This window comes from Neisseria sp. P0020.S003 (assembly GCF_051957095.1).
GTDB classification, from domain to species: domain Bacteria; phylum Pseudomonadota; class Gammaproteobacteria; order Burkholderiales; family Neisseriaceae; genus Neisseria; species Neisseria subflava.
In genome coordinates this window covers 45,241-68,543 of the sequence record NZ_JBQCWU010000005.1, presented here as the reverse complement: position 1 = coordinate 68,543, position 23,303 = coordinate 45,241, and the positions used below count along the sequence as shown (strand labels likewise).

General features: G+C 49.5%; 18 protein-coding genes and 3 pseudogenes. 10 read left to right on the top strand and 11 right to left on the bottom strand.

Features of this window, described 5'->3' with window-relative positions; all coding sequences use genetic code 11:
• Window positions 1–7 precede the first annotated feature (7 nt).
• From grxD to ACTHTQ_RS04910, 4 genes are all read right to left on the bottom strand, one after another.
• A complete protein-coding gene (gene grxD / locus ACTHTQ_RS04925; protein ID WP_003681608.1) occupies window positions 8–319 on the bottom strand; it encodes a Grx4 family monothiol glutaredoxin in 312 nt (103 codons plus the stop codon).
• Window positions 320–406: 87 nt separating this feature from the next.
• A complete protein-coding gene (locus ACTHTQ_RS04920; protein WP_440363270.1) occupies window positions 407–1,660 on the bottom strand; it encodes a glutamate-5-semialdehyde dehydrogenase in 1,254 nt (417 codons plus the stop codon).
• A gap of 6 nt (window positions 1,661–1,666) precedes the next feature.
• A complete protein-coding gene (gene proB / locus ACTHTQ_RS04915; RefSeq protein WP_440363269.1) occupies window positions 1,667–2,470 on the bottom strand; it encodes a glutamate 5-kinase in 804 nt (267 codons plus the stop codon).
• Between the two features lie 264 nt (window positions 2,471–2,734).
• Window positions 2,735–3,520 carry an inositol monophosphatase family protein gene (locus ACTHTQ_RS04910; RefSeq protein WP_036490235.1) on the bottom strand — a complete coding sequence of 262 codons (786 nt, stop codon included), beginning with the start codon at window positions 3,518–3,520 and terminating at the stop codon, window positions 2,735–2,737.
• A gap of 175 nt (window positions 3,521–3,695) precedes the next feature.
• Here ACTHTQ_RS04910 and ACTHTQ_RS04905 point away from each other — a divergent pair, with 175 nt between their 5' ends.
• From ACTHTQ_RS04905 to ACTHTQ_RS04880, 6 genes are all read left to right on the top strand, one after another.
• The gene (locus ACTHTQ_RS04905; protein ID WP_440363268.1) at window positions 3,696–4,511 is read left to right on the top strand and encodes an RNA methyltransferase; all 816 of its coding nucleotides are present in this window, start codon (window positions 3,696–3,698) and stop codon (window positions 4,509–4,511) included.
• Between the two features lie 60 nt (window positions 4,512–4,571).
• On the top strand, window positions 4,572–5,420 hold the full coding sequence (locus tag ACTHTQ_RS04900) for a DUF1853 family protein (protein ID WP_440363267.1): 849 nt from the start codon (window positions 4,572–4,574) through the stop codon (window positions 5,418–5,420).
• 34 nt (window positions 5,421–5,454) lie between these two features.
• On the top strand, window positions 5,455–6,714 hold the full coding sequence (locus tag ACTHTQ_RS04895) for an RsmB/NOP family class I SAM-dependent RNA methyltransferase (protein ID WP_440363266.1): 1,260 nt from the start codon (window positions 5,455–5,457) through the stop codon (window positions 6,712–6,714).
• A gap of 303 nt (window positions 6,715–7,017) precedes the next feature.
• A complete protein-coding gene (locus ACTHTQ_RS04890) occupies window positions 7,018–8,247 on the top strand; it encodes a TolC family protein (RefSeq protein WP_440363265.1) in 1,230 nt (409 codons plus the stop codon).
• A gap of 43 nt (window positions 8,248–8,290) precedes the next feature.
• On the top strand, window positions 8,291–10,504 hold the full coding sequence (locus ACTHTQ_RS04885; RefSeq protein WP_137040562.1) for a type I secretion system permease/ATPase: 2,214 nt from the start codon (window positions 8,291–8,293) through the stop codon (window positions 10,502–10,504).
• Window positions 10,505–10,592: 88 nt separating this feature from the next.
• Complete coding sequence (locus ACTHTQ_RS04880; RefSeq protein ID WP_440363264.1) at window positions 10,593–11,822, top strand: HlyD family type I secretion periplasmic adaptor subunit; 1,230 nt, start codon at window positions 10,593–10,595, stop codon at window positions 11,820–11,822.
• Window positions 11,823–11,885: 63 nt separating this feature from the next.
• Here the strand turns inward: ACTHTQ_RS04880 and ACTHTQ_RS04875 are convergent, their stop codons facing one another.
• The 3 genes from ACTHTQ_RS04875 to pheA form a co-directional block, all read right to left on the bottom strand.
• Window positions 11,886–12,656: a putative phage abortive infection protein gene (locus ACTHTQ_RS04875; RefSeq protein ID WP_440363263.1), complete on the bottom strand. Its 771-nt coding sequence runs from the start codon at window positions 12,654–12,656 to the stop codon at window positions 11,886–11,888.
• A gap of 75 nt (window positions 12,657–12,731) precedes the next feature.
• Window positions 12,732–13,070, bottom strand: a complete 339-nt coding sequence (locus ACTHTQ_RS04870) for a hypothetical protein (RefSeq protein WP_440363262.1) — start codon at window positions 13,068–13,070, stop codon at window positions 12,732–12,734.
• 237 nt (window positions 13,071–13,307) lie between these two features.
• Window positions 13,308–14,396: a prephenate dehydratase gene (gene pheA / locus ACTHTQ_RS04865; protein WP_440363261.1), complete on the bottom strand. Its 1,089-nt coding sequence runs from the start codon at window positions 14,394–14,396 to the stop codon at window positions 13,308–13,310.
• 171 nt (window positions 14,397–14,567) lie between these two features.
• On the opposite strand from pheA, the gene tsaE reads away from it, so the two are divergent.
• On the top strand, window positions 14,568–15,038 hold the full coding sequence (tsaE, locus tag ACTHTQ_RS04860; protein WP_063076419.1) for a tRNA (adenosine(37)-N6)-threonylcarbamoyltransferase complex ATPase subunit type 1 TsaE: 471 nt from the start codon (window positions 14,568–14,570) through the stop codon (window positions 15,036–15,038).
• Complete coding sequence (locus ACTHTQ_RS04855; protein WP_250590200.1) at window positions 15,026–16,273, top strand: N-acetylmuramoyl-L-alanine amidase; 1,248 nt, start codon at window positions 15,026–15,028, stop codon at window positions 16,271–16,273. The genes tsaE and ACTHTQ_RS04855 overlap by 13 nt, the downstream gene beginning before the upstream one ends.
• Window positions 16,274–16,339: 66 nt before the next feature.
• On the opposite strand, the gene ACTHTQ_RS04850 is transcribed toward ACTHTQ_RS04855, so the two are convergent.
• On the bottom strand, window positions 16,340–16,951 hold the full coding sequence (locus ACTHTQ_RS04850) for a DUF4230 domain-containing protein (protein WP_440363260.1): 612 nt from the start codon (window positions 16,949–16,951) through the stop codon (window positions 16,340–16,342).
• Between the two features lie 189 nt (window positions 16,952–17,140).
• Between ACTHTQ_RS04850 and ribBA the strand changes: the two are divergent.
• Window positions 17,141–18,480, top strand: a pseudogene (gene ribBA / locus ACTHTQ_RS04845) (bifunctional 3,4-dihydroxy-2-butanone-4-phosphate synthase/GTP cyclohydrolase II).
• A 221-nt stretch (window positions 18,481–18,701) separates the two neighbouring features.
• On the opposite strand, the pseudogene ACTHTQ_RS04840 reads toward ribBA, so the two are convergent.
• The 3 genes and pseudogenes from ACTHTQ_RS04840 to ACTHTQ_RS04830 all read right to left on the bottom strand — a co-directional run.
• Window positions 18,702–19,310, bottom strand: a pseudogene (locus ACTHTQ_RS04840) (IS5 family transposase); the annotation flags it as partial.
• A gap of 237 nt (window positions 19,311–19,547) precedes the next feature.
• A complete protein-coding gene (locus ACTHTQ_RS04835; protein WP_440363259.1) occupies window positions 19,548–21,470 on the bottom strand; it encodes a transferrin-binding protein-like solute binding protein in 1,923 nt (640 codons plus the stop codon).
• A 212-nt stretch (window positions 21,471–21,682) separates the two neighbouring features.
• Window positions 21,683–22,306, bottom strand: coding sequence for a biliverdin-producing heme oxygenase (locus ACTHTQ_RS04830; protein WP_440363258.1), 624 nt, complete (start codon window positions 22,304–22,306; stop codon window positions 21,683–21,685).
• A 452-nt stretch (window positions 22,307–22,758) separates the two neighbouring features.
• Here ACTHTQ_RS04830 and ACTHTQ_RS04825 point away from each other — a divergent pair.
• Window positions 22,759–23,175, top strand: a pseudogene (locus ACTHTQ_RS04825) (gamma carbonic anhydrase family protein); the annotation flags it as partial.
• Between the last annotated feature and the right edge of the window lie 128 nt (window positions 23,176–23,303).

The window sequence follows — 23,303 nt, the reverse complement described above, 5'->3', positions numbered from 1 at the left end:
TAGATGATTAAGCTTTCAGCAATTCTTGCAGTTCGCCGGCTTCGTACATTTCCATCAAAATGTCAGAACCGCCGACAAATTCGCCGTTAACGTACAGTTGAGGAATAGTCGGCCAGTCGCTGTATTCTTTAATGCCTTGGCGTACGGCATCGTTTTCCAATACGTTGACAGTCACATAGTCGGTGCAACCTGCCGCATTCAGGATTTGTACGGCACGGGAAGAGAAACCGCATTGTGGGAACTGCTTCGTGCCTTTCATGAACAATACGACGCGGTGGGTGGTTACGACTTCTTTGATTTGATCGTGGATAGAGGACATGTGTGTTCCTTTTACTAAATCGGTTGTTCGGGGAAAATCAAATTTCCCGCCATTATACGCAAATTGATGGAGTTGAGGGGGTGTTTCTCAACGTCGGATCTGACCGTTGCCGTTGATATAGAATTTGGTCGAAGTCAGTGCTTCCAAACCCATCGGGCCACGGGCGTGCATTTTTTGGGTGGAAATCCCGATTTCCGCGCCCAATCCGAAAACAAAGCCGTCAGTAAACCGTGTGGACGCATTGACATAAACTGCCGCCGCATCAATGCTTTCTTGGAAATACTCGGCATGGGCAATGCTTTGGGTCACAATCGCTTCCGAGTGATGCGTCGTATGGCCGTTAATCCAATCGACGGCTTCTTCCACTGTTTTCACTATTTTGACCGACATAATATAGTCAAGAAACTCGGTGCTGTAATCTTCCTCAGTTGCCAAAACAGCATTTTTAAAAATACGCAGCGCTTCCTGATCGGCTCTAAATTCGACCGGATGTACTTTAGCAACGGCTTCTTCCAATTTGGGCAAAAACGCTTCCGCTATCTTTTCGTGGACAACCAAAGACTCCGCGGCATTGCACACGCTCGGACGCTGCGTTTTCGCGTTCACGACGATATTGACCGCCATCTCCAAATCAGCACTGTCATCCACATAAATATGGCAATTACCGACCCCGGTTTCAATGACGGGAACTTTCGATTTCTCTTTTACCGTCTGAATCAAGCGCGCGCCGCCGCGTGGAATTAGTACATCAATATAATCGACTGCCTGCATCAATTCCTCGGCGGCGGCATGACTGGTATCTTCGACCAGCTGCACCACATCGGCATCCATTCCCGCTTTTACCAAAGTCTGCCTGATGACGGCAATCAATGCGGTATTGGAATGGATGGCATCGCGACCGCCGCGCAAAATAATGGCATTGCCGGTTTTAAAGGCCAAAGAAAACGCATCGACTGAAACATTCGGGCGGCTTTCAAAAATCATGGCAACCACGCCCAAAGGCACGCGCTTTTGAACAATCTTCAAATCGTCCAAATTGGTATAGCCGCGGACAACCTGCCCAATCGGGTCCTGCAAATCGGCAACCTGCTCAACGCCTTCCGCAATGCCTTTGATGCGTTCGTGATTCAAGCGCAGCCTGTCGAGCATAATGTCCGAAATGCCGTTTTCTTTTGCAGCGGCCAAATCGCGGGCATTTTCCGCCAAAATCATCTCAGCCTGTTCAACCAATGCTGCCGCAACCTGACGCAGCAGATTGTTTTTTTCCACGCTTCCCAAACTGATTAACGTTTTACTGGCTTTTTGAGCATTCTTGCCCAACTGTTCGATATAGTTCATCAAACCTCCCTATTTCTCTTGTGCAAACCACGTTCCGATAGGCGTGCCATCTAAAACCTGAAGGATATCGCGCGGATTGGCGCTGTTCATCAACACCATCTGGCCATGATGTTCAAACATCATCTGCGCACTCTTAATCTTACTGAGCATGCCGCCCGTACCAAATTTACTGCCCGAGCCGCCGGCAGAAGCAATAATTTCTTCGGTAATATCGGCCACATGGCTGCGCAGCTTGGCATCGGCGTGAATAGCCGGATTTTTATCAAACAAACCGTCAATATCGGACAACATAATCAGCAAATCGGCTTTAACGATTTTCGCTACAACTGCCGACAAACGGTCGTTATCGCCAAATTTGGTCGCATGGTCCATCTCATCCACGCTGACCGCATCGTTCTCATTGACAATAGGGATGACGCCGATGGAAAGCAGGGATTCAAAAGCATTGGTAACGTTTGCCAAACTTTCCGGATATTCTACCACATCACGCGTCAGCAGGATTTGCGATACCGTCATTCGATAATGGGAAAAAATCTGCGAATAAAGGCTCATCATGGCCACTTGGCCGACGCTGGAAACAGCCTGCTGCTGCGCCATTTCCACCGGACGTTTTTCCATGTTGAGGACATTCAGCCCAAAGCCCATCGCGCCGGAAGACACCAGCACAATTTCTTTGCCCTTACTGACCAAGCTGGAAATGACAAAGGCCAGTTGGTCGATTTTTGCCAAATTGATTTTGCCGTTTGGCAACACCAAAGAACTGGTTCCAATCTTAATGACAATGCGCTTTACTGCTTCAAAATCTCGTTTCATTATTCTCCTCTGCTTTCTATTTTTATGATTGCATACGGCATTATTTTAGCCAAACGTATCTACATCATAACTGCGAAGCAATCGAAAATACAGATAAAATTAAAAAACGCCTCCTTTAAAAGCTGTATTTTCAGCTTTTATCCGAATCCGTTAACAACAAAACAAAAGGCCGTCTGAAACCCAATTTCAGGTTTCAGACGGCCTTTTTCCGATTATTAAGAATCCGACCTGCCACGAGAAAAACAGACTGTTCCCTATAAACGCTTATTGATGGTCAGAAATAATTTTCAACATTTGCGCCAATACTTTAGGATTGGCCGCAACGATGTCGCCGCTTTCCAGCCAGCCTTCATCACCGGACATATCGGTAACGATGCCGCCTGCTTCTTGGACAATCAATGCACCGGCGGCAATATCCCAAGGTTTGAGGTTGAACTCGAAGAAACCGTCCAAACGGCCGGCCGCAACGGCACACAAATCCAAAGAAGCCGCGCCTTCACGACGGCCGCCGGCGGTTTTTGCCAAGAAATCTTTCAAAATCGCCAGATACTTGTCCATCATGCTTTGATCGACAACAGGGAAGCCGGTACCAATCAGGCAGCGGTTCAATTCAATGCGGTTGGAAACGCGGATACGGCGGTCGTTGAGCAACGCGCCTTTGCCGCGGGAAGCCATGTATACGTCGTTGCGCTCAGGTGCGTATACCAAAGCTTCTTGCAACACGCCTTTGTGCAGGAGTGCCATAGAGATAGCGTATTGAGGATGGCCGTGGAGGAAATTGGTTGTGCCGTCGAGCGGGTCGATAATCCATTCGTACTCGGCGGTGGCTTTACCGTGGGAGCCGCCTTCTTCGCAAGTGATTTTGTGATGCGGATAGGCTTCTTTAAGCGCTTCCACCAAAATCATTTCGGAGCTGCGGTCAACATCGGAAACGAAGTCGTTGAATGCTTTGCTGTCTACTTTGACGGCATCCAGATTGCCGGCGGCGCGAATCATCATTTGCCCTGCTTTACGGGCGGCTTTGAAAGCGGTATTTAAAAACGGATTCATGGTTTTCTTCCTAATTCAGGTAAAATACGCCCTAATGCGCCGAACAAGGCACACAAGAGGCTGTTTATCGTTTCCGATGCTGTTAAAGAACATTTCAGACGGCATGGAAAAAGGCCGTCTGAAAACAAAAAGATGGCGCATTATACCTGATTCCCGTACAAACAGAAAACAAAACATGACTTCCGAAAAACCCGCCCTGCCCGCTTATCTGGACAACATCCGCATCATCCTCACGCGCACCAGCCATCCCGCCAATATCGGTTCCGCCGCGCGCGCCATGAAAACAATGGGCCTGCACAAATTGACCATCGTCGCCCCTAATCTGATGGCAACGCCGATGACGGAAAATCCGCCCGCATTCGATCCGGAGCATCCGCAATCGTTTAAATTACCGGAAGAAAGTTTCATCCTCGCTTCCGGCGCGGCAGACGTTTTGGAAAATGCCACCATTGCCGCCTCTTTGGACGAAGCCCTTGCCTACACCACCATCGCCTGCGCCCTGACCAGCCGCCGCCGCGAAATCACCGCGCCGCTGCAAACCCCGCGCGACTTGGTGCCCGAATTACTGCATGCTGCCAACCGCGGCGAGAAAGTGGCGCTGGTTTTCGGCAACGAAACTTTCGGCTTAAGCATCGAAGAAGTCCAAGCCTGCAACCGATTGATGACCATCAACGGCAATCCCGACTATTTCTCGCTCAACCTTGCCCAAGCCGTGCAGGTCGTGTGCTACGAAATCTTCAGCCAAACCGATTCGCCCATGACCCACCTGCAACAGGAAGACCACGCCGCGACCCACGAGCAAATCAAAGGCATGGTCGCCCACATGGAAAGCGTGATGAACGACATCGGCTTCTTCAACCGCCGCAACGGCGAGCGCCTGATGCGCCGCATGCAGAGCCTGTTCGGACGCGCCAACACGCAAACCGAAGACATCGATATCCTGCGCGGTTTTTTCAATACCGTCAGCCACCGTATCCATAAAAAAGACTGATTAAGGCCGTCTGAAAACATTTCCAGCTTTTCAGACGGCATAACTGATATTCGGATAAGCATGAATTACGCCCTAGACGCATTATGGTGGAAACTCACCAGCCAACCCGTCCGTGACCTCGCCTCGCTGCTGACTACGCCGCCTTTGTGGCAAAGCGGTTGCGAATTGAGCGTACGCGAATTATTGGGGGAACACGGTTTCCGTTACCTTTTGGCATTGGATGCCGATCCCGCGCCGCTAACGGATTACCTTGCCCAACGCGCCCCGTTCGGCCATCGTCTCGGCATTTATGCCGAAGAGCTGTTGGCTTTCTGGTTTGCCAACGCGCCGCACGCCAAACTGCACGCATACAATCTGCCCGTTTTTTCAGACGGCCAAACTTTGGGCGCTGCGGATTTTGTCGTTTCCCTCAACCAACAGCCCTACCATATCGAGCTGGCGTGTAAATACTACGGCGGAGACCAAGTGCAGAACCTGCGCGGCCTCAATCCTAAAGATACGCTGACGGACAAAGCCGCCAAATTGGTACAGCAATCTCAGCTACTACATACGCCGCAAGGCAAAGCGACCTTAGCCGCACAAGGCCTGCCGGAGAATCCGCTTCATGCTTCCATCGTGCGCGGCATCGGATTTTTTCCACAAAGTTTCCATGCTTTTGAGCCGCCGCTTAACCCATACGGTTGGCGCGGCATCTATATTCAAGATTGGGCGGAATATGGGTTTGAACGCCAAGAAGCACGCTACCATTTGCTCGACCGTATGGCCTACCTCGCGCCTGCTCGTGTCGCCGAAACCGAAACATTGAACGAAACCGAAATCCGCTGTATCGAGCAAGGCTTGATTGCCGTTTTGGAATTACGGCCGGACGGCTTTTGGCACGAAATCGAACGCATCATGAAGGCCGTCTGAAACTATTTACCCACTTAAGAGAACCCATTACATTATGAACGCCGCACAACTCGACCATACCGCCAAAGTTTTGGCTGAAATGCTGACTTTCAAACAGCCTGCCGATGCCGTCCTCTCCGCCTACTTCCGCGAACACAAAAAGCTCGGCCGCCAAGACCGCCACGAAATCGCCGAAACCGCCTTTGCCGCGCTGCGCCACTATCAAAAAATCAGTACTGCCCTGCGCCGTCCGCACGCGCAACCGCGCAAAGCCGCACTCGCCGCACTGGTTCTCGGCAGAAGCACCAACATCAGCCAAATTAAAGACCTGCTTGATGAAGAAGAAACAGAGTTCCTCGGCAATTTGAAAGCCCGTAAAACCGAGTTTTCAGACGGCCTGAATACCGCCGCGGAATTGCCGCAATGGCTGGTGGAACAACTGCAACAGCATTGGAGCGAAGAAGAAATCCTCGCTTTCGGCCGCAGCATCAACCAACCTGCCCCGCTCGACATCCGCGTCAATACCTTGAAAGGCAAACGCGACAAAGTATTGCCATTGTTGCAAGCCGAAAGTGCCGATGCAGAGGCCACGCCTTATTCGCCTTGGGGCATCCGCCTGAAAAACAAAATCGCGCTTAACAAACATGAGCTGTTTTTGGACGGCACGCTGGAAGTTCAAGACGAAGGTAGCCAACTGCTTGCCTTATTGGTGGGCGCAAAACGCGGCGAAATCATTGTCGATTTCTGCGCCGGTGCCGGCGGTAAAACCTTGGCTGTCGGCGCGCAAATGGCCAACAAAGGCAGAATCTACGCCTTCGACATCGCCGAAAAACGCCTTGCCAACCTCAAACCGCGCATGACCCGCGCCGGACTGACCAATATCCACCCCGAACGCATCAGCAGCGAACACGACACCCGTATCGCCCGACTGGCAGGCAAAGCCGACCGTGTGTTGGTGGATGCTCCCTGCTCCGGCTTAGGCACGCTGCGTCGTAATCCCGACCTCAAATACCGCCAATCCGCCGAGACCGTGGCCAACCTTTTGGAACAGCAACACAGCATCCTCGATGCCGCCTCCAAACTGGTGAAACCTCAAGGCCGCTTGGTGTACGCCACCTGTAGCGTGTTGCCGGAAGAAAACGAGTTGCAAGTCGAACGTTTCCTGTCCGAACATCCCGAATTTGAACTCGTTAACTGTGCCGAACTGCTGCAAAGCCTGAAGGTCAATTTGGATACCGGAAAATACCTGCGCCTCAACTCCGGAGAACACCAAACCGACGGCTTCTTTGCCGCTGTATTGCAACGTAAGGATTAAGGTTGAAAAAGGCCGTCTGAAATCCTTTCAGACGGCCTTTTTGATAGATTTTTTACATTAAAATCCTTAGATACGATAGTCGCGCTCTGCAATAATATACTTTAAGGCATGTATCTCGACCTTTCATCAGAATATTGTGAAAAGCTGGAAAAAATGCTTTATGCTTTGTAAATGTATGTGTTCTCGTTCAAAATTCGCCCGGTCATACCTCAGGCGATACCCGATACGGACAACGATAATATATAAATTATTTGGTTGAAAATCATGTCGCATATTTATTCTTCCCCCACAAAGCCCCGTTTATTGTCATCGGCCGTTGCCGTTGCATGCTGTCTGTTGCCGTTTCAGACGGCCTCTGCATACAGCCTGCAAGACATCCTCAGGGACGCTTTAATCAGCGACCCGATTGTGCGTGAAGCCAAAGCCACTCAAGAAGCAGCGCAAAGCACGACCAAAGCCACGCGTGCGCGCCATTATCCTGTCGTTACCCTGACAGGCACGAAAGTGCTGGCGCAACACAATAAATATTCCAGCAACAACATGGAAGACGGTGTCGGCGTGCGCGGCAGCGTGAACATTTACTCATGGGGTGCGATTGAAGCCGCCGTCCGCCGCGACCGCAGCCGCGAAGAATACTATCAACACAAATACACCGAAAGCCAAGAGCAGCTGGGCAGCGATATCGGCCGCCTCTATCTGAGCGCATTGCGTGCAAAAGAAACCCTGGTCCTCAACGAACAGACTTTGGCGCGCCACAACAACCTCTTAAAAGACTTGGACACCATCGTCAAATATGATGCCGGCCGCCGTTCCGAGCTGATTGAAGCGCGCGCGCGCCAACTGCAAGTGGCAAACATTATCGCCCAACAACGCCGCACCATGGATTTGGCACTGAGCCGCCTGTCCCGCTATACCTCGCGCCAGCTGACTGCCAACGACTTGGAAGATCCGTTTAAAAACGACACGGCGAAATCCATCAGCGAACGCTTCAACAACCCCAACCGCAACAACAATCCGTCCTATCAGGCGCAATTGGCCGAACGCGACAGCGTCCGTGCCGATTTGGACGCTTCCAAAGCCGAACGCCTGCCTGCCCTCAATTTGGAAGGCAGTGCAACGCGCAACACCAGACAGCTTTATTTAAACGTTGCATGGAATGTGCTGGATATTGCCGCACGCCACAATGTGGAACGCAATGCCAAATCATTGATTGCCGCAGAAGCCAAGTCCGAACAAATCCTGCGCGACATGAACGAACGCGTTCAAACATCCGCCATCGATATGCAGGAAAGCGAACAGCGTACCGTGCTGACGGCGCAACACATCGCCGCCCAAAAAGAAGTCATCAAAGTGTACGAATTGCAGTTTAAAATCGCCCGACGTACGCTGACTGACGTTTTGAGCGCATACAGCGAGTTATCCTCCATCGAACAGGATTACGTTGCCGCCCGCAACGATTTCCGCGATGCGGCACTCGACTATTTAAATACCCAGGCCAAAATCTCCGCTTGGGTCGGTTTGGCACAAAAATAAAGCCATATCCGCCGGTTAAACCAAAAACATTACGCGAAAAAATATGAAAGCCATCATTGAACACATCGTTTTAGTGACCCGCCTTTTGGGTGCGCCCGTATCCGAAGCCGCTTTGTCCGCCGAAGTCGTACGCGACAAAAAGCTCAAAGTCAACTATCACTCACTGGTCGAAGTCCTGCGCAGCCACGGCTTTGAAAATACCTTATCCAAACGCAATCTGGAAGACATCCCCTCGCTCGCCGTGCCGGTCATGATTATCCTGCACAACGAAGAGGCTGCGGTCATCACCCAAATCGAAGGTTCCGGCCAAGAGCGCAAATACCATATCCGCCAGGTTGACGGTTTGGAACAGGAACTCAGCCATGAGCAGCTCTCCGGCCTGTATTTGGGCTACTGCTGGTTTATCAAACCTAAAATGGCGACCGATATGCGCTCGGAGCTGCCTGAATACCATTTGCCCAAAGCATGGTTTTGGAAAGTCATTTGGCGTTTCCGCAGCTACTACTACCAAGTCATTTTGGCCACCATTATCATCAACTTTCTTGCGCTCGTCAGCTCCCTGTATGTGATGAACGTTTACGACCGCGTGATTCCCAACCAGGCCTATGAAACCTTGTGGGTATTGAGCATCGGCGTGGTCTTGGCGATTTTATTTGAATTTGCCGCCAAGATGATTCGCGGCCACTTGACCGATATTGCCGGTAAAAAAGCCGATTTGATCATCAGCTCCGCCCTGTTCCGCCGCGTGATGGCATTGCGTCTGGCAGACCGTCCTGCTTCTTCCGGTTCATACGCCAGCAACCTGCGCGAATTTGAAGCCGTGCGCGAGTTCATGACCAGTGCCAGCTTGTTGACTATTGTCGACTTACCTTTCCTGTTGCTGTTTATCTTCGTGATTTCCATGGTCGGCGGCAAACTGGCACTTGTTCCCCTGACCATCATTCCAATTGTCGTGATTGTCGGTTTTGTCGTACAACGCCCGCTCTCTCGCCACATCAACGAATCGATGAAAGAAGGTTCGCAACGTTCCGGCCTTGCCGTTGAAGCCATCGAAGGCATCGAAACCCTGAAAACCAACAACGCCACATCTTGGGCGCAACAACGTTGGGACGAATACACCGCTAAAACTTCCGCTTCTTCCATCAAAGTCAAAGACACCAGCAACTTCATGGTCAACTTCGCCGTTGCCATGCAGCAGCTCAATACCGTCTTTTTGGTCGTCGTCGGTACCTATCTGATTCATGCCGACAACCATGCGGAACGCATCACCATGGGTGCATTGATTGCCTCCGTGATTCTGTCCGGCCGCGCCTTGGCGCCGTTGGCACAAATCGCCGGTCTGGCGACCCGCTTCCAACAGGCCAAACTTGCCCTCAAAGGCGTAAACGATATCGTTACCCGCCCTATCGAGCGCAATCCGGAACGCAAATACATTACTTTAGACAACGTTCAAGGCAGTATTACCTTTGAAAACGTATCGTTCAAATATCAAGCCGACAACAACAGCGCCGTCGAAGATTTGCGCCTGACCATCAAACCGGGCGAAAAAGTCGGTATTTTGGGCCGCATCGGCAGCGGTAAAAGCACCATGCTCAAACTGGCCAGCGGTCTGTACGACACTGAAAAAGGCAACGTTACCCTTGACGGAGTCGATATGCGCCAGCTTGACCCCAACTTCCTGCGCGATCAAGTCCTGCTGCTGAGCCAATCGCCACGCCTGTTCCTCGGCACATTGCGTGAAAACATGGACTTGGCACGTACCGGCAGCTACTCTACCGACCAAGACTTACTGACTGCGCTCAACCGTTTCGGCCTCGACAAAATCATCCGCAACCATCCGCGTGGTTTGGATATGCCTTTGGGTGAAGACGGTTTGGGCTTATCCGGCGGTCAAAAACAAATCATCGCCCTGGCGCGCATGACCTTGCGCAACCCGAGAGTCGTCTTGCTGGACGAGCCGACCACCAGCCTGGATCAAGCCACTGAGCGTATGGCGCTCAATGCCATTGCCCAATGGGGCCGCAACCGCACCATGCTTTTGGTGACCCACCGTCCGCAAGTGCTGCAAATCGTCAACCGAATCATTGTGATGGACAATGGCAAAGTCGTGATGGACGGCCCGCGTGATCTGGTATTGCAAAAACTCATGCAAAACGAACAGGCCAAAGCAGCCAACGTCAAACAACAGCAACAAGCTGCTGCAGTCAAACAGCAGCAACAACAAGCTGCCGCCGCCCCTCAATCGGCAGCACAATAAAGCAAAAGGCCGTCTGAAACCTACTTACCCTTTCAGACGGCCTGCCCTAATGGTTAAAATCCACCAAACACAATAAAGATACACGATTATGAGCCGCGAAAACAACGTCAAATCCAAAGACCTACACCTCATCAACGACCTCAATGCCGCCCTTCAAAAAGAAAAACACAGCGGCCAATTTTGGGTCATCATCCTATTCTTCCTTTTCCTGATTGTCTTCGTCGTCTGGGCATACAACAGCCCTGTCGAAGAAGTGACCCGCGGCAACGGCAATATCATTCCCAGCAGCCGTGAGCAAGTAATCCAAAGCCTCGACCCCGGCATCGTAACCGAAATCATGGTTAAAGAAGGCGACATGGTCGAGAAAGATCAGATTCTGATGAAACTCGACGACACGCGCAGCTCTGCCGTTTTACGAGAAAGCGAAGCCAAAGTCGAAAACCTCGAAGCCACTATTGCCCGTCTTAAAGCCGAAGCCTACGGCATCAAGCTCTCCTTCCCTGACAGCGTGGACCCTGAGCTTCGCCGTCGCGAAATTGCCGCCTACAAAGCACGCCGTCAAGCCATGACCGACGCTGTCAGCGGCCTCTCCCAAAGCAAGGCCGCGCTTGACCGCGAAATCGCCATTACCGCACCTATGGTTGCCGAAGGCGTGGTTTCCGAAGTCGAACTTTTAAGAATGCGCCGCGATTCCGCAGACTTGGCCACCCAAATCTCCGAACGCCGCAACCGCTATAAAGCCGATGCCAACAACGAACTCTTGCAAGCCGAATCCGAGCTGGCGCAATCCAAAGAAAACGTTGCCATGCGTGCCGATCCGGTTGAACGCTCGCAAATCCGTGCGCCTATGCGCGGCATCGTCAAAGGCATAAAAGTCACCACCATCGGCGGCGTTGTGAATGCAGGCGAAGACATCATGCAAATCATCCCCGTTGACGACAAACTGCTGGTCGAAGCCTATATCCGTCCGCAAGACATCGCCTTTATCCGCGCAGGCCAACCTGCATTGGTTAAAGTCAGTGCCTATGACTACTCCATCTACGGCGGTTTAGAAGGCAAAGTTACCCTCGTCGGCGCCGATACCGTCAGCAACTCTATGCAAAACCGTGCCAACGACTTGAAACTTGACCCGAACCAAGTCTATTACCGTGTTCTCGTCCAAACCGAAAACAACTCCCTGAAAGACAAAAACGGCAAACCTATGCCGATTATTCCGGGCATGGTTGCAACGGTGGACATCAAAACCGGTGAAAAAACCATCTTCCAATACCTGATCAAACCAATTACGCGTATGAAACAAGCGTTAAGTGAACGCTAATTGATAAAACGATAAAAGGCCGTCTGAAAGTTTTCAGACGGCCTTTTTTGAGTAAATTTTACACTAGTTGTTTACATCTTTTAATTCTAAAAAACGTTTCATTTTTACTAACTCCCTTAATATAGGTTCCAAATCTTCTTTATTAATATTACTGTATTTATTTCCTTTGGTTATATTTATCCAATCACTTTCTTTTTCTAATATTGAAATAAATTCTTTTTTATACCGATTAAATAAATCTATTATTGCCGTAGATGTATAATTTTTTGAAAAAGCCATTTCCAAATCATCTATACCTATTGTTTTTACAAGAAATAACCATATGAAGTCACTATGATTTTCAAGTGGGCGTACATCATTACTAGCTCCTAATTGTAAATGTTCTAAAAAAGCATATCTATTTAGCAATCCTTGAAAATTAAAAAAAGTTTTTAAATTTTGCATATCAGATGAATTATCTAAAGTGAGACAATTTAAAGCCAGTAATTTGAGTATTTCATTAGGAATGAATGAACGAAGTATATTACTATATATTTTCTCCTTAGGATCAATAAATAATTTACTTATACCTTTTCTAGATTCTTCATCATTCTTAGAAAAACATTCTGTTATAGCTTCTCGATTTGTAGATAAACTTATTGAGATTAGCTTAAGAAGTTGGAACAGTATAATAAAGTACCTTCTTAATTCAGGGTCTTGACGTATATTATTTCTTATATATTGGTTGCTAACCATTAAATGTGATTCTTCTAATTCATAAATTTCCTTATATTTTTTATATAAAATACTACATTTTTCATATTTTTTACATTTTTCATTTAAACTACTAATCATCTTGTTATTATTTACAATGATTTTTTCAAGAATATTATTATGTTGTTCTAATAGTGAAAAAAATGTTGATTCAAATTATTGAAGATTAAAAATTTCAGATTGACGACTTTGTTGTTCTACCTGCTTGCGTTGCTGCTCTGACGCCTGTTTTAATTCCTCACGTGTTGCTTTCATTTCCTGTGCTTGCTGATGAATGGTATAAAGCAGGCCTATAAGGGCTAGAAGGCTAATAATAGGATTTAGGGTGCCACCAAAATAATCACCAAACGTCCCCCATGTAGCAGTATCCTTAATAATAGATAATGCATTAAAATAATAAATATATACCCCTAAAACGAAAAAAAATGCCAATAATGCAAAAACCAATAGTATACATATTAACTTTTTTGTTTGGGGAATATTTTCTTTACTCATGACTTTTCCTATTTCTATGTGAAGTAACTTTATTTCTAAGAGTACAGCAAAACCATTAATTATAGGCAATGCAAGCATATTAATGAAATTAATTGATTTAGTATTTTAACATTAATAAAAAAATAATATCTACTTTAAAGCATATAATATTATATTAAAATTTAAGTTTATCTATTATATAGGATAAACAAAGGCCGTCTGAAAACTTTTCAGACGGCCTTTGATACCCAATAATCCTTATAAAACAACGGTCGGATAAGAGCCGACAACTTTCACGAAGGAAGCGCGTTCGCCCAAAAGCTGCAAGGCTTTTTGGACATTTTCATCGCTTTGATGGCCTTCGATATCGATGAAGAACAGGTATTCCCACAAAACCGATTTGCTTGGGCGGCTTTCAAATTTGGTCATGGAAATGCCCAACTCGGTGAAGGGTTGCAACAAGGAAGTAACGGCACCGGCACGGTTGGGCGCAGATACGACCAAAGAGGTTTTGTCGTTGCCGCTGCGGCCGGTTTCTTGATGACCCATCACCAAGAAGCGCGTGGTGTTGTTCGGTTCGTCTTCGATGCACTCGGCGGCAAAACTCAACTGATAAATTTCCGCGGCGATACGTCCGGCAATGGCGGCCACATTCGGGCTGTCAGATTCGGCAACCAAACGCGCTGCTTCGGCATTGCTGGCTACGGCGATACGCTCGGCATTGGGCAGGTTGCGGCCGAGCCAGTCATTGCATTGCGCTAAGGCTTGGGCATGGGCGAAAACTTTGGTAATGCCGCCGATTTCGTGGCTGTCTTTACGCAACAGGTTGTGATGAATGCGGACAACCACTTCGCCGCAGGCTTTCAACGCAGTTACGGCCAACAAGTCCAAAGTTCGCCCCACCGAGCCCTCGGTCGAATTTTCTACCGGTGCCACCAAATAATCGGCTTGACGCGTTTCAACTTGTTTGAAGCAGTTGTCGATGGTGGTACACGCCATGGTGTGTGCGGCGTGGCCGAAATGTTTGATGGCGGCTTGCTGGGTAAATGTTCCCTTCGGGCCCAAATAGGCAATCGTCAACGGACGCTCCACTGCCAAACATTCGCTCATAATCTCGCGAAACAGCCGGGTGACCGATTCATTAGGCAAAGGGCCGTGGTTCAAATCCTGAATCCGGCGCAAAACGGCCACTTCCCGTTCAGGACGGTACACCGCGCCTGTCCCTTTCAATTCGCCGATAGCATGCGCATGACCGGCGCGCTCGTTGAGCAAGCGGAGGATTTCCGCATCGATGCTGTCGATGGCATTGCGGTGCGGCAATAATTGTTCGTCTATAGATAAAGGCATAAGCTGTCTCGCAATTTTGTGAGGGATATTTTCATTTTAACATTAAAGGCCGTCTGAATTCCGTTTTCAGACGGCCTCAACACTATCTTTATCTAACTTTATCGTCTATCAGGTTTGCAAACGCCGCCAATTCCATCATAATTAAGCCTTTTGAACGACAAGGCCTATTCCATGCACTCAAACGGACTGTACACCCGTTTTCTGCCCGATGAAGAAGCAACCCTGAAACTGGGTGAAGAATGGAGCAAGCAACTTTCCGCTCCGCTGACCATCTATCTTGAAGGCGGGCTGGGTGCAGGCAAAACCACGCTGACACGCGGGATTTTGCGCGGACTGGGGCATACGGGCGCAGTCAAAAGCCCTACTTACACCATTGTCGAATCTTATCCGCTGGATACATTCACCCTCCACCATTTCGACCTCTACCGCTTTACCATGCCCGAGGAATGGGAAGATGCCGGTTTGGACGAATTGTTTGCGCCCGACAGCATCTGCCTCATCGAATGGCCGCAGCAAGGCGGGGAATTCACGCCTCCGGCAGACATTACCATTACATTGACGTACACTGATAAGGGCAGAACCTGCACCTTTTCCGCCCACACAAACCAAGGCCGAAAAAGTTTAGAATCATGGTCAAATTAACTAGAAGACACATTCTCCGTCAAGGCACAGGACTATTTCTCACCCTCACGCCCGTTGGTGCCGCATTGGCCAAACCGGCCTCTCCTGCGCAATTCCTTGCCGTCCGCATTTGGCCGGCGCACGCCTACACACGCGTTACCCTTGAGAGCAACCACTCGATGAAATACCAACATTTTATGTTGGACAACCCCAGCCGGTTGGTCGTGGATATTCAAGGAGCGGAAATCAACAGCGTCCTGCAAGGCATTTCCAGCAAAGTACTGTCTAACGACCCTTTTATCCGCAGCATTCGCGCCGGTCAAAATACGCCCAGCACCGTGCGTATCGTTATCGACCTGAAACAAAGCACCCATCCGCAAGTCTTTGCACTCGCACCCGTCGGCAACTTCAAAAACCGCTTGGTTATCGACCTCTATCCGCATGGCGCAGATGCCAACGACCCGATGATGGCCTTGCTCAACGGCAATATCCCCAAACAACGTCCGAATACCAATATCGCATACGACACCCCTGCCCCTAAAAGCAATCGCGGCAGCGGCGGCAACCGCCGTCCCGTGATTATGATCGACCCCGGGCATGGCGGCGAAGACCCCGGCGCAATCGGCCCGAGCGGCCTCAAAGAGAAAAACGTCGTACTCTCCATTGCACGCGAAACCAAAAAACGCCTCGAAGCCTTGGGTTACAACGTATTCATGACGCGCAACGAAGACATCTTTATCCCATTGGGCGTACGCGTTGCCAAAGGCCGTGCACGCAATGCAGACGTATTCGTCTCCATCCACGCCGATGCCTTTACCAGCCCGTCCGCTCGCGGTACCGGCGTATATATGCTCAATACCAAAGGCGCGACCAGCTCGGCGGCAAAATTCCTTGCCCAAACCCAAAACAACGCCGACGCCATCGGCGGCGTACAAACCAGCGGCAACCCCAATGTCGACAACGCCATTTTGGACATGACCCAAACCGCGACCCTGCGCGACAGCCGCAAGCTCGGCCATTCCGTCCTGACCGAATTAGGCAAACTCAACCAACTGCACAAAGGCCGCGTTGACGAGGCTAACTTTGCCGTTCTCCGCGCACCGGATGTTCCGTCCATTCTGGTGGAAACCGCCTTCCTCTCCAACCCTACCGAAGAGCGGCTGCTCGGCAGCGAGTCCTTCCGACAACAATGCGCCCAAGCCATTGCCACCGGTATTCAAAAATACATCAATACCGCCGTTTTACGACGCGGTTAAATGGCTTGATGAAACAAAGGTCGTCTGAAATTTTTTCAGACGGTCTTATCTTTTCAAGCAATCTATTTAACCGCACTTCCCTACCGCAGCCGGATAGACGGACACCTTCGTCTGCGTCAATGCAAACAGGTTTTCCAACTGCGTTTGCGCCTGACGGTTGGCATGTTCCAAAATCTCAGCCTTGCACGCGCTTTGCAATACCTGCCGTTTTGCCTCTTCCTGCACCGTCTTGAATACAGACTTATCCATAGGCAACAAATTAAACGAGCCAGTCTGAATATCGTACACTTCGATATTTTCCAAATCCACGCTCAAGATTTCCACCGCCGGCAGGCTGATCAATACCTTGTCGTCCACAATATTGACATTGTCCGCGCCTAATTTATCCAAGTCCAAACCAGCCAACACCTTGCCGTGCACAATAAAAATACCGCTTTGCGAATCCTGCCACAGCCTGCGCCAATCCCCTTTTTTCTCCGTACGGATAATCGTATCGATATAAAATGCCGTACTTTCCAAGCGGTTCATCTGCTTAATCTGCATCAAAACCCCATCACGGGACAAAACCTGATGTTCTTCATTCTGACCATGCATGGCATAAAACCAGCCGCCTGCAGCCGTCAGCGCACACAACACCAGCACGACCAATACGCGCCCAAGCATTTTCATTTCAAACATCCCCCGTTAAAATAATCATCAAAACATTCCCCATATTCTCCCAAAACCGTCAATTTCAAGCCCTACCCAGGCCGTCTGAAACATTAAAACTTATTACCAAAAAGTAATAAAAAATCTCAACAAACAAAGTTTGCCTTTTGGTAAAGACAAGACTACAATCCATTACACACAATTCAATTTCATCTCATCATGAATACCACCGACCTGCGCCGCCACAACCTGCGGCAATGGATAACACAACACCACAACGGCCAGCAGACCAAGTTTGCCCAAGCCATCGCCATCAACCAAGGCGAGCTGTCCGCCCTGCTGAAAAACAAATCTTTCGGCGAGAAAAAAGCCCGAAAAATCGAGCAGGCAGCCAATATGCCTGACATGTGGCTGGACAAGACCACCAAGACCGCCACGCCCCCACCATCAGCCAAGAAAGAAATACCATGTCCCACATCTCCACCATCCCCAAAATCCTAGCAGACATCAAAGCCGGCAAAATGGTCATCATCACCGATGCCGAAGACCGCGAAAACGAAGGCGACTTGCTGATGGCCGCCCAATTCGTTACCCCTGAAGCCATCAACTTCATGATTAAACATGCACGCGGCCTGGTCTGCCTGCCGATGGACGGTGAAATGGTCGAAAAACTCGGCCTGCCCATGATGACCCAGAAAAACGGCGCGCAATACGGCACCAACTTTACCGTCTCCATCGAAGCCGCCCACGGCATTACCACCGGCATTTCCGCCGCCGATCGCGCCCTGACTATTCAAACCGCCGTTTCCCCATCCGCTAAACCAGAAGACATCGTCCAACCCGGCCACATCTTCCCACTGCGTGCCCAAAAAGGCGGCGTACTCGTCCGCGCAGGACACACAGAAGCCGGCGTTGACCTGGCACAAATGAACGGCCTGATTCCCGCCGCCGTCATCTGCGAAATCATCAACGACGACGGCACCATGGCGCGCATGCCCGAACTGATGAAATTCGCCGAAGAACACAATCTCAAAATCGGCACCATTACCGACCTCATCGAATACCGCAGCCGTACCGAAAGCCTGCTCGAAGACATGGGTAACGCACCCGTACAAACCCCGTGGGGCGAGTTCCAACAACACGTTTACGTCGACAAACTCTCCGGCGAAACCCACCTCGCCCTCGTCAAAGGCACACCAACCGCCGACGAAGAAACCCTTGTCCGCGTCCACGAACCCTTCAGCGTAATGGACTTCATCCAAGCCAACCCGCGCCATTCATGGTCATTGCCCAAAGCCCTTGAGCGCATCCAACAAGCCGAAAGCGGCGTAGTCATCCTCTTGCACCGTACCGAAGACGGCGCCACCCTACTCGACCGCACCCTGCCCAAAGGCGCAAACCAAGCCTACAAATGGGACAGCAAAAGCTACGGCATAGGCGCACAAATCCTCGCCGGCCTCAACGTCAAAAAACTGCGCGTCCTCGGCCAGCCTTCATCCTTCACCGGTCTCACCGGCTTCGGCCTCGAAGTCGTCGGTTTCGAAGAAGCTGAAAAATAATCTTGCTTAATTGATTCTCAAAGCAAATGAAACAAAAGGCCGTCTGAAACATCAAATGATGTTTCAGACGGCCTGAGACCTTTGCAAAAAAGCCTTTCCCCCAACAACCGAAACCTAAACAAAGGTTTTCGACTATTTCCCTCCCCCAATACCTCCTAATTTTACCCAAATGCCCCCTTAATCCTCCCCGGACGCCCCATAATCAGGCATCCGGCCGCCTTTTAGGCAGCAACAGGCACACTTAGCCTGTTAGCCGCCTTCAACAGGTTTAAACACATTGCCTTCAGATGGCTTTGCGCACTCACTTTAATCAGCCCGAAATAGGCTACCCGGGCATAGCGGAATTTACGGTGCAGCGTACCGAAGCTCTGTTCGACCACATAACGGGTTTTCGACAAATATCGGTTACGTTTGGTTTGCGCTTCCGTCAGCGGACGGTTGCGGTGGGCTTTGCGCATAATGCCGTCCAGCAACTGGTGTTCTTTCAGATGTTGTCGGTTTTCCGCACTGTCATAGCCTTTGTCGGCATAGACGGTCGTACCTTTGGGTAATCCTTCCAACAAAGGCGATAGGTGTTTGCACTCATGGGTATTGGCGGGGGTAATGTGCAGTTTCTCGATATAGCCTTCCGCATCGGTACGGGTATGTTGTTTGTAACCGAGTTTGTAGAGGCCGTTTTTCTTTGTCCAACGGGCATCTTTGTCTTTGCTTGGTGTGGTTTGGCCGCTGACTTGTCCTTCGTCATCGACTTCTATGGCCTGACGCTGTTTGCTGCCGGCGGTCTGAATAATGGTGGCGTCAATGACGGCGGCGGATGCTTTCTCTATTTGAGACCTTTGCAAAATTCCCCAAAATCCCCTAAATGTCTTGGTAGGAATTTAGGGGATTTTGGGGAATTTTGCAAAGGTCTCAGATTATCTGAAAATAAGATTCAAGGTTTTCAGACGACCTTTTAGCGGGTAAATTGCTCTCTAGATTGTTGTTACCGTAAAAGGTCGTCTGAAAATCCTACCCACTCAAAAACAAACCGCCTTTTCAGGCGGTTTGTTTTCAGCTTAAACAGACGGTTATTGTTTTTTACCGCCGAATACACCGAAGGCATTGTTACTTTTATCTTCTTTGTCATGATAACTGTATCGCCCAGCCATTTCGGCAGCTTTGTCACCGTAGAATCCGCCGGTTACAGAGCCTTGTGCATCTGAAGTCCATTTACCATTAAAGCTGCTACCTGTAATACCTGCGGTAAAGGCTCGTTCATTCATGAACCATCTGTCACCACTATTGATTTTACCTGCGATAGTCTTGGTATCGAAGTTGACATCTGCGGTAAACGAACCGGTGGTACGGTAGGTGTTGCCGGCATCCACCCAGTTTTCCTTATCATCCAAGTTGCGGGCACGGAAATTCAACACCTCGCCTGCGTATTTAGCCGTACCGGACGGTAGAGAGGTACTCATTACCCCCTGAACAAACAAGGAGTAGGCATTATCGGCAAGTTTTGCCGCACCGAAGACAACATTGCTCAAATTGCCTGAAGCAACAAACGATTTGTAGTCCGAACCCAATTCAGTTTGATGGAGCTTGTTGGTAACAGGTGCCAAAGCGATTGCCGTACCGTTGATAATGACTTTGGTCAAGTCCGCGATATTCGATAAGATATATTGCTCGCCTGTTTCACCTTTTTTCAATTCGGCCGCAGCGGCATCACCTTTAGGTTTGGTTACGGGCGTATCGGGTTTGGCAACCGGCACATCAGGCTGTCCGCCTGCTTGAGCTGCCGCATCTTGGCGTTTTGCACCAAACACACCGCGCGCCACTACGTCTTCATCACGTTGGTTTTTGCCTGCCGCACTATATGTACCGGCAAGTTGGTCTGCCTTCGCGCCAAAGAATCCGCCTTGCATCGTACCTTGCTTGTTGGAGAAGGTGTTGCCGTGCAAATCGCCATTGAAAGACAGATTTTCCGCCATATCGCGCGCATTGGATTTGACGACACCTGCAATCCTGTTGCCACCACTACCACCGCCAACCGTTTGATCGGAATAGCGGTTGATGCTGACATTGATGGTTTTTTGGTCGAAATTGACTTTTGCGGTAACATCGGTTGCTTTGGCGGCAGGATACAGATTGGCCAGCTTGGCTTGCGAACCGGTTTCAAAAATTTCTTGCAGATCTCTTGTATTGATCGGCAGTCCGTTTTGGAAATGCAGGCCGATGCCTTTATAGGTTGCATCCCCTCTTTGGGCTGCAACGGTATCACTGCCTGACGGTGTGCCTTGGACAAACAACGCCTGTTTCACATCACGCAGATCGCTGACATCGGCAACACCGCCGTAACGAACGTCAGGCAACAGGTCGCCGCTGTGTACCGCATATTGTGCTGCATCGGCTTTACCGCCGTTCATACTTTTTTCGCCCAACGTAAACTCACCCGCTTTAACGTCTTTGGTATTAATGGCGACACCATCAAGTACGACGCTGTTTTTATCCGAGGCAGTCGGAGCTTCGGTTTTGGCATATTCCAAATCGCCAGTTTCATGTTTTTTCGCTACCAAGACACCGCCATCCAAAGCCTTGCCCATTACTTTGCCTTCGCCGCCAAAACCTTGACCTGAATTGGCCTCATTGGCTTTCTTAGCTTCCTCAGCTTTCTTAGCTTCCTCAGCTTTCTTGGCCTCTTCAGCTTTCTTGGCTTCTTCAGCTTTCTTGGCTTCTTCAGCTTTCTTGGCTTCTTCAGCTTTCTTAGCTTCTTCAGCTTTCTTGGCCTCTTCAGCTTTCTTAGCTTCTTCAGCTTTCTTAGCTTCTTCAGCTTTCTTAGCTTCTTCTGTTTGTTTTGAATCACCTCCTCCGCCCGAGCCGGAATTATTGCCCGGCTGTTGCGGGGTCGGTGCAGGCTGTGCAGACGGCGTGCCACCACCGCTTGAACCGCATGCACTCAATGCGATGCTGCAGGCAATCGCCAACATACTTAATTTAAATGATTCCTTCATGGTAAAACTCCTGAATGTGATAATGGTATTTTGGAATGATGGTGATAAAATATTTGATAATTATTTACATCAAACCAATTAAAAAATACCGCAGATGCGGATAACCAAACAATACAACACTTACACCAGCATGAAGGTCGTCTGAAAACAGAATTTATGAATCCGCGTATATAGATGTGTTTCAGACGACCTCTACTTATATCGTCAAACCATTAATGACGGTGCGGAACAAAGCCTTCCGGAGCTTCCACACCTGCAGGCAGGTCAAATATTTCGCGCAGAACGACTTTGTAGAACGCAAATGCATCTTTTGCACCTTGAATCGCTTCGGCTTCAGCTTCAGGGCTTAAACCCAAAGCATTCAGATGCTCGACAAAAGCACGCCAATGTTTGCCGCGGCCGTTCGGATGGGGAGCGAGGTGGCGCGCGCCGTGTTCGCCGGTGTAATCCAGCTTTTGCGCGTGTTTAAACAAAAATGCCGCGCCCAAATTGGAACCTTCGGCGCAATACAGCCAACCGATGGCTTTATTGCCGGTTTCATGCGGCAGCGGTTTGCCGTATTCGTAAGGTTTGTCGCCCAAATCAGCCAAGTCTTGCGTTACCGCATCGTAACGCGCCATGTATTCCAGCTCAGGAATGGCTTTGTTCAACTCGGAGTCTTTATAAATATGATCGACCGCTTTGTGGAACACGGATTGCAGTTTCAAAAATTTGATGTAATTCTCTTTGTTGGTAAACGGCTCGACAGACATAACTAAGTTGTCCACGCTATCGTGAATAGTTGTAGTCTGCTCTTTCAGCCGTTTGGCAAAAGTCAGCTCTTGTGTTTCGCTCATGTGAATATCCTTCATACAGTTTCAAACAACCTTCCGGCCGCCTTTATTTAAACAAGGTGGATTAGATAGATTTGAAAACGGATATGGGATGGAAGCCAAGGTTTGTGAGATTGGAAACCCACCAAACCTGTTTGAAAACAAACCATCGGGTTTCGTTATTTTATGAAATATTTTTTTAAAATATATATCATTCCAATTCAAATGGCAAGAGAATGATTTGCAGCTACTTGTAACTACAAGATAATAACGGACAATTTTTCACCTTCGGTAAACAAGAGATGCAGGCCTAACGGAAAATGGTTCTATAACCATAAAAAATATTGTTTACAAAGACATGACGACATCTCGGGAGACACCGCCCTTGCCTCACCTGCGTCAAAACGGCATACTTTCGCCATACCGAGCCGCAGGTCGTCTGAAACCTGCCACACTATCAAAAAGAAAGAAACAACATGAACCCTATCCGCCCCTTCTTAGACCATACTCCCCAAATCCACGAATCCTGCCTCATCGACGAGACCTCCGTCATCATCGGCGAAGTATCGCTTGCCGAAGACGTATCCGTTTGGCCGTATGCCGTGTTGCGCGGCGACGTAAACAGCATCAGCATCGGCGCGCGCAGCAATGTACAGGACGGCAGTGTCTTGCACGTTTCGCACAAAAACGCGGAAAAGCCTGAAGGTTCGCCCCTTATCATCGGCGAAGACGTAACCGTCGGACACAAAGTCATGCTGCACGGCTGCCGCATCGGCGATCGTGTGTTGATCGGGATGGGTACAATTATTCTGGACGATACCGTCATTGAAGACGACGTGATGATAGGCGCAGGCAGCTTGGTGCCGCCACGCAAACGTTTGGAAAGCGGCTGGGACCTTTGCAAAATTCCTTTTTCCCCGACAGCCGAAACCTAAACAAAGATTTTCGGCTGTTTTTGTTTCAAATATCCACTGATTCTATTCAAATACCCCCTTAATCCCCCTTGGATACCTGATATCAG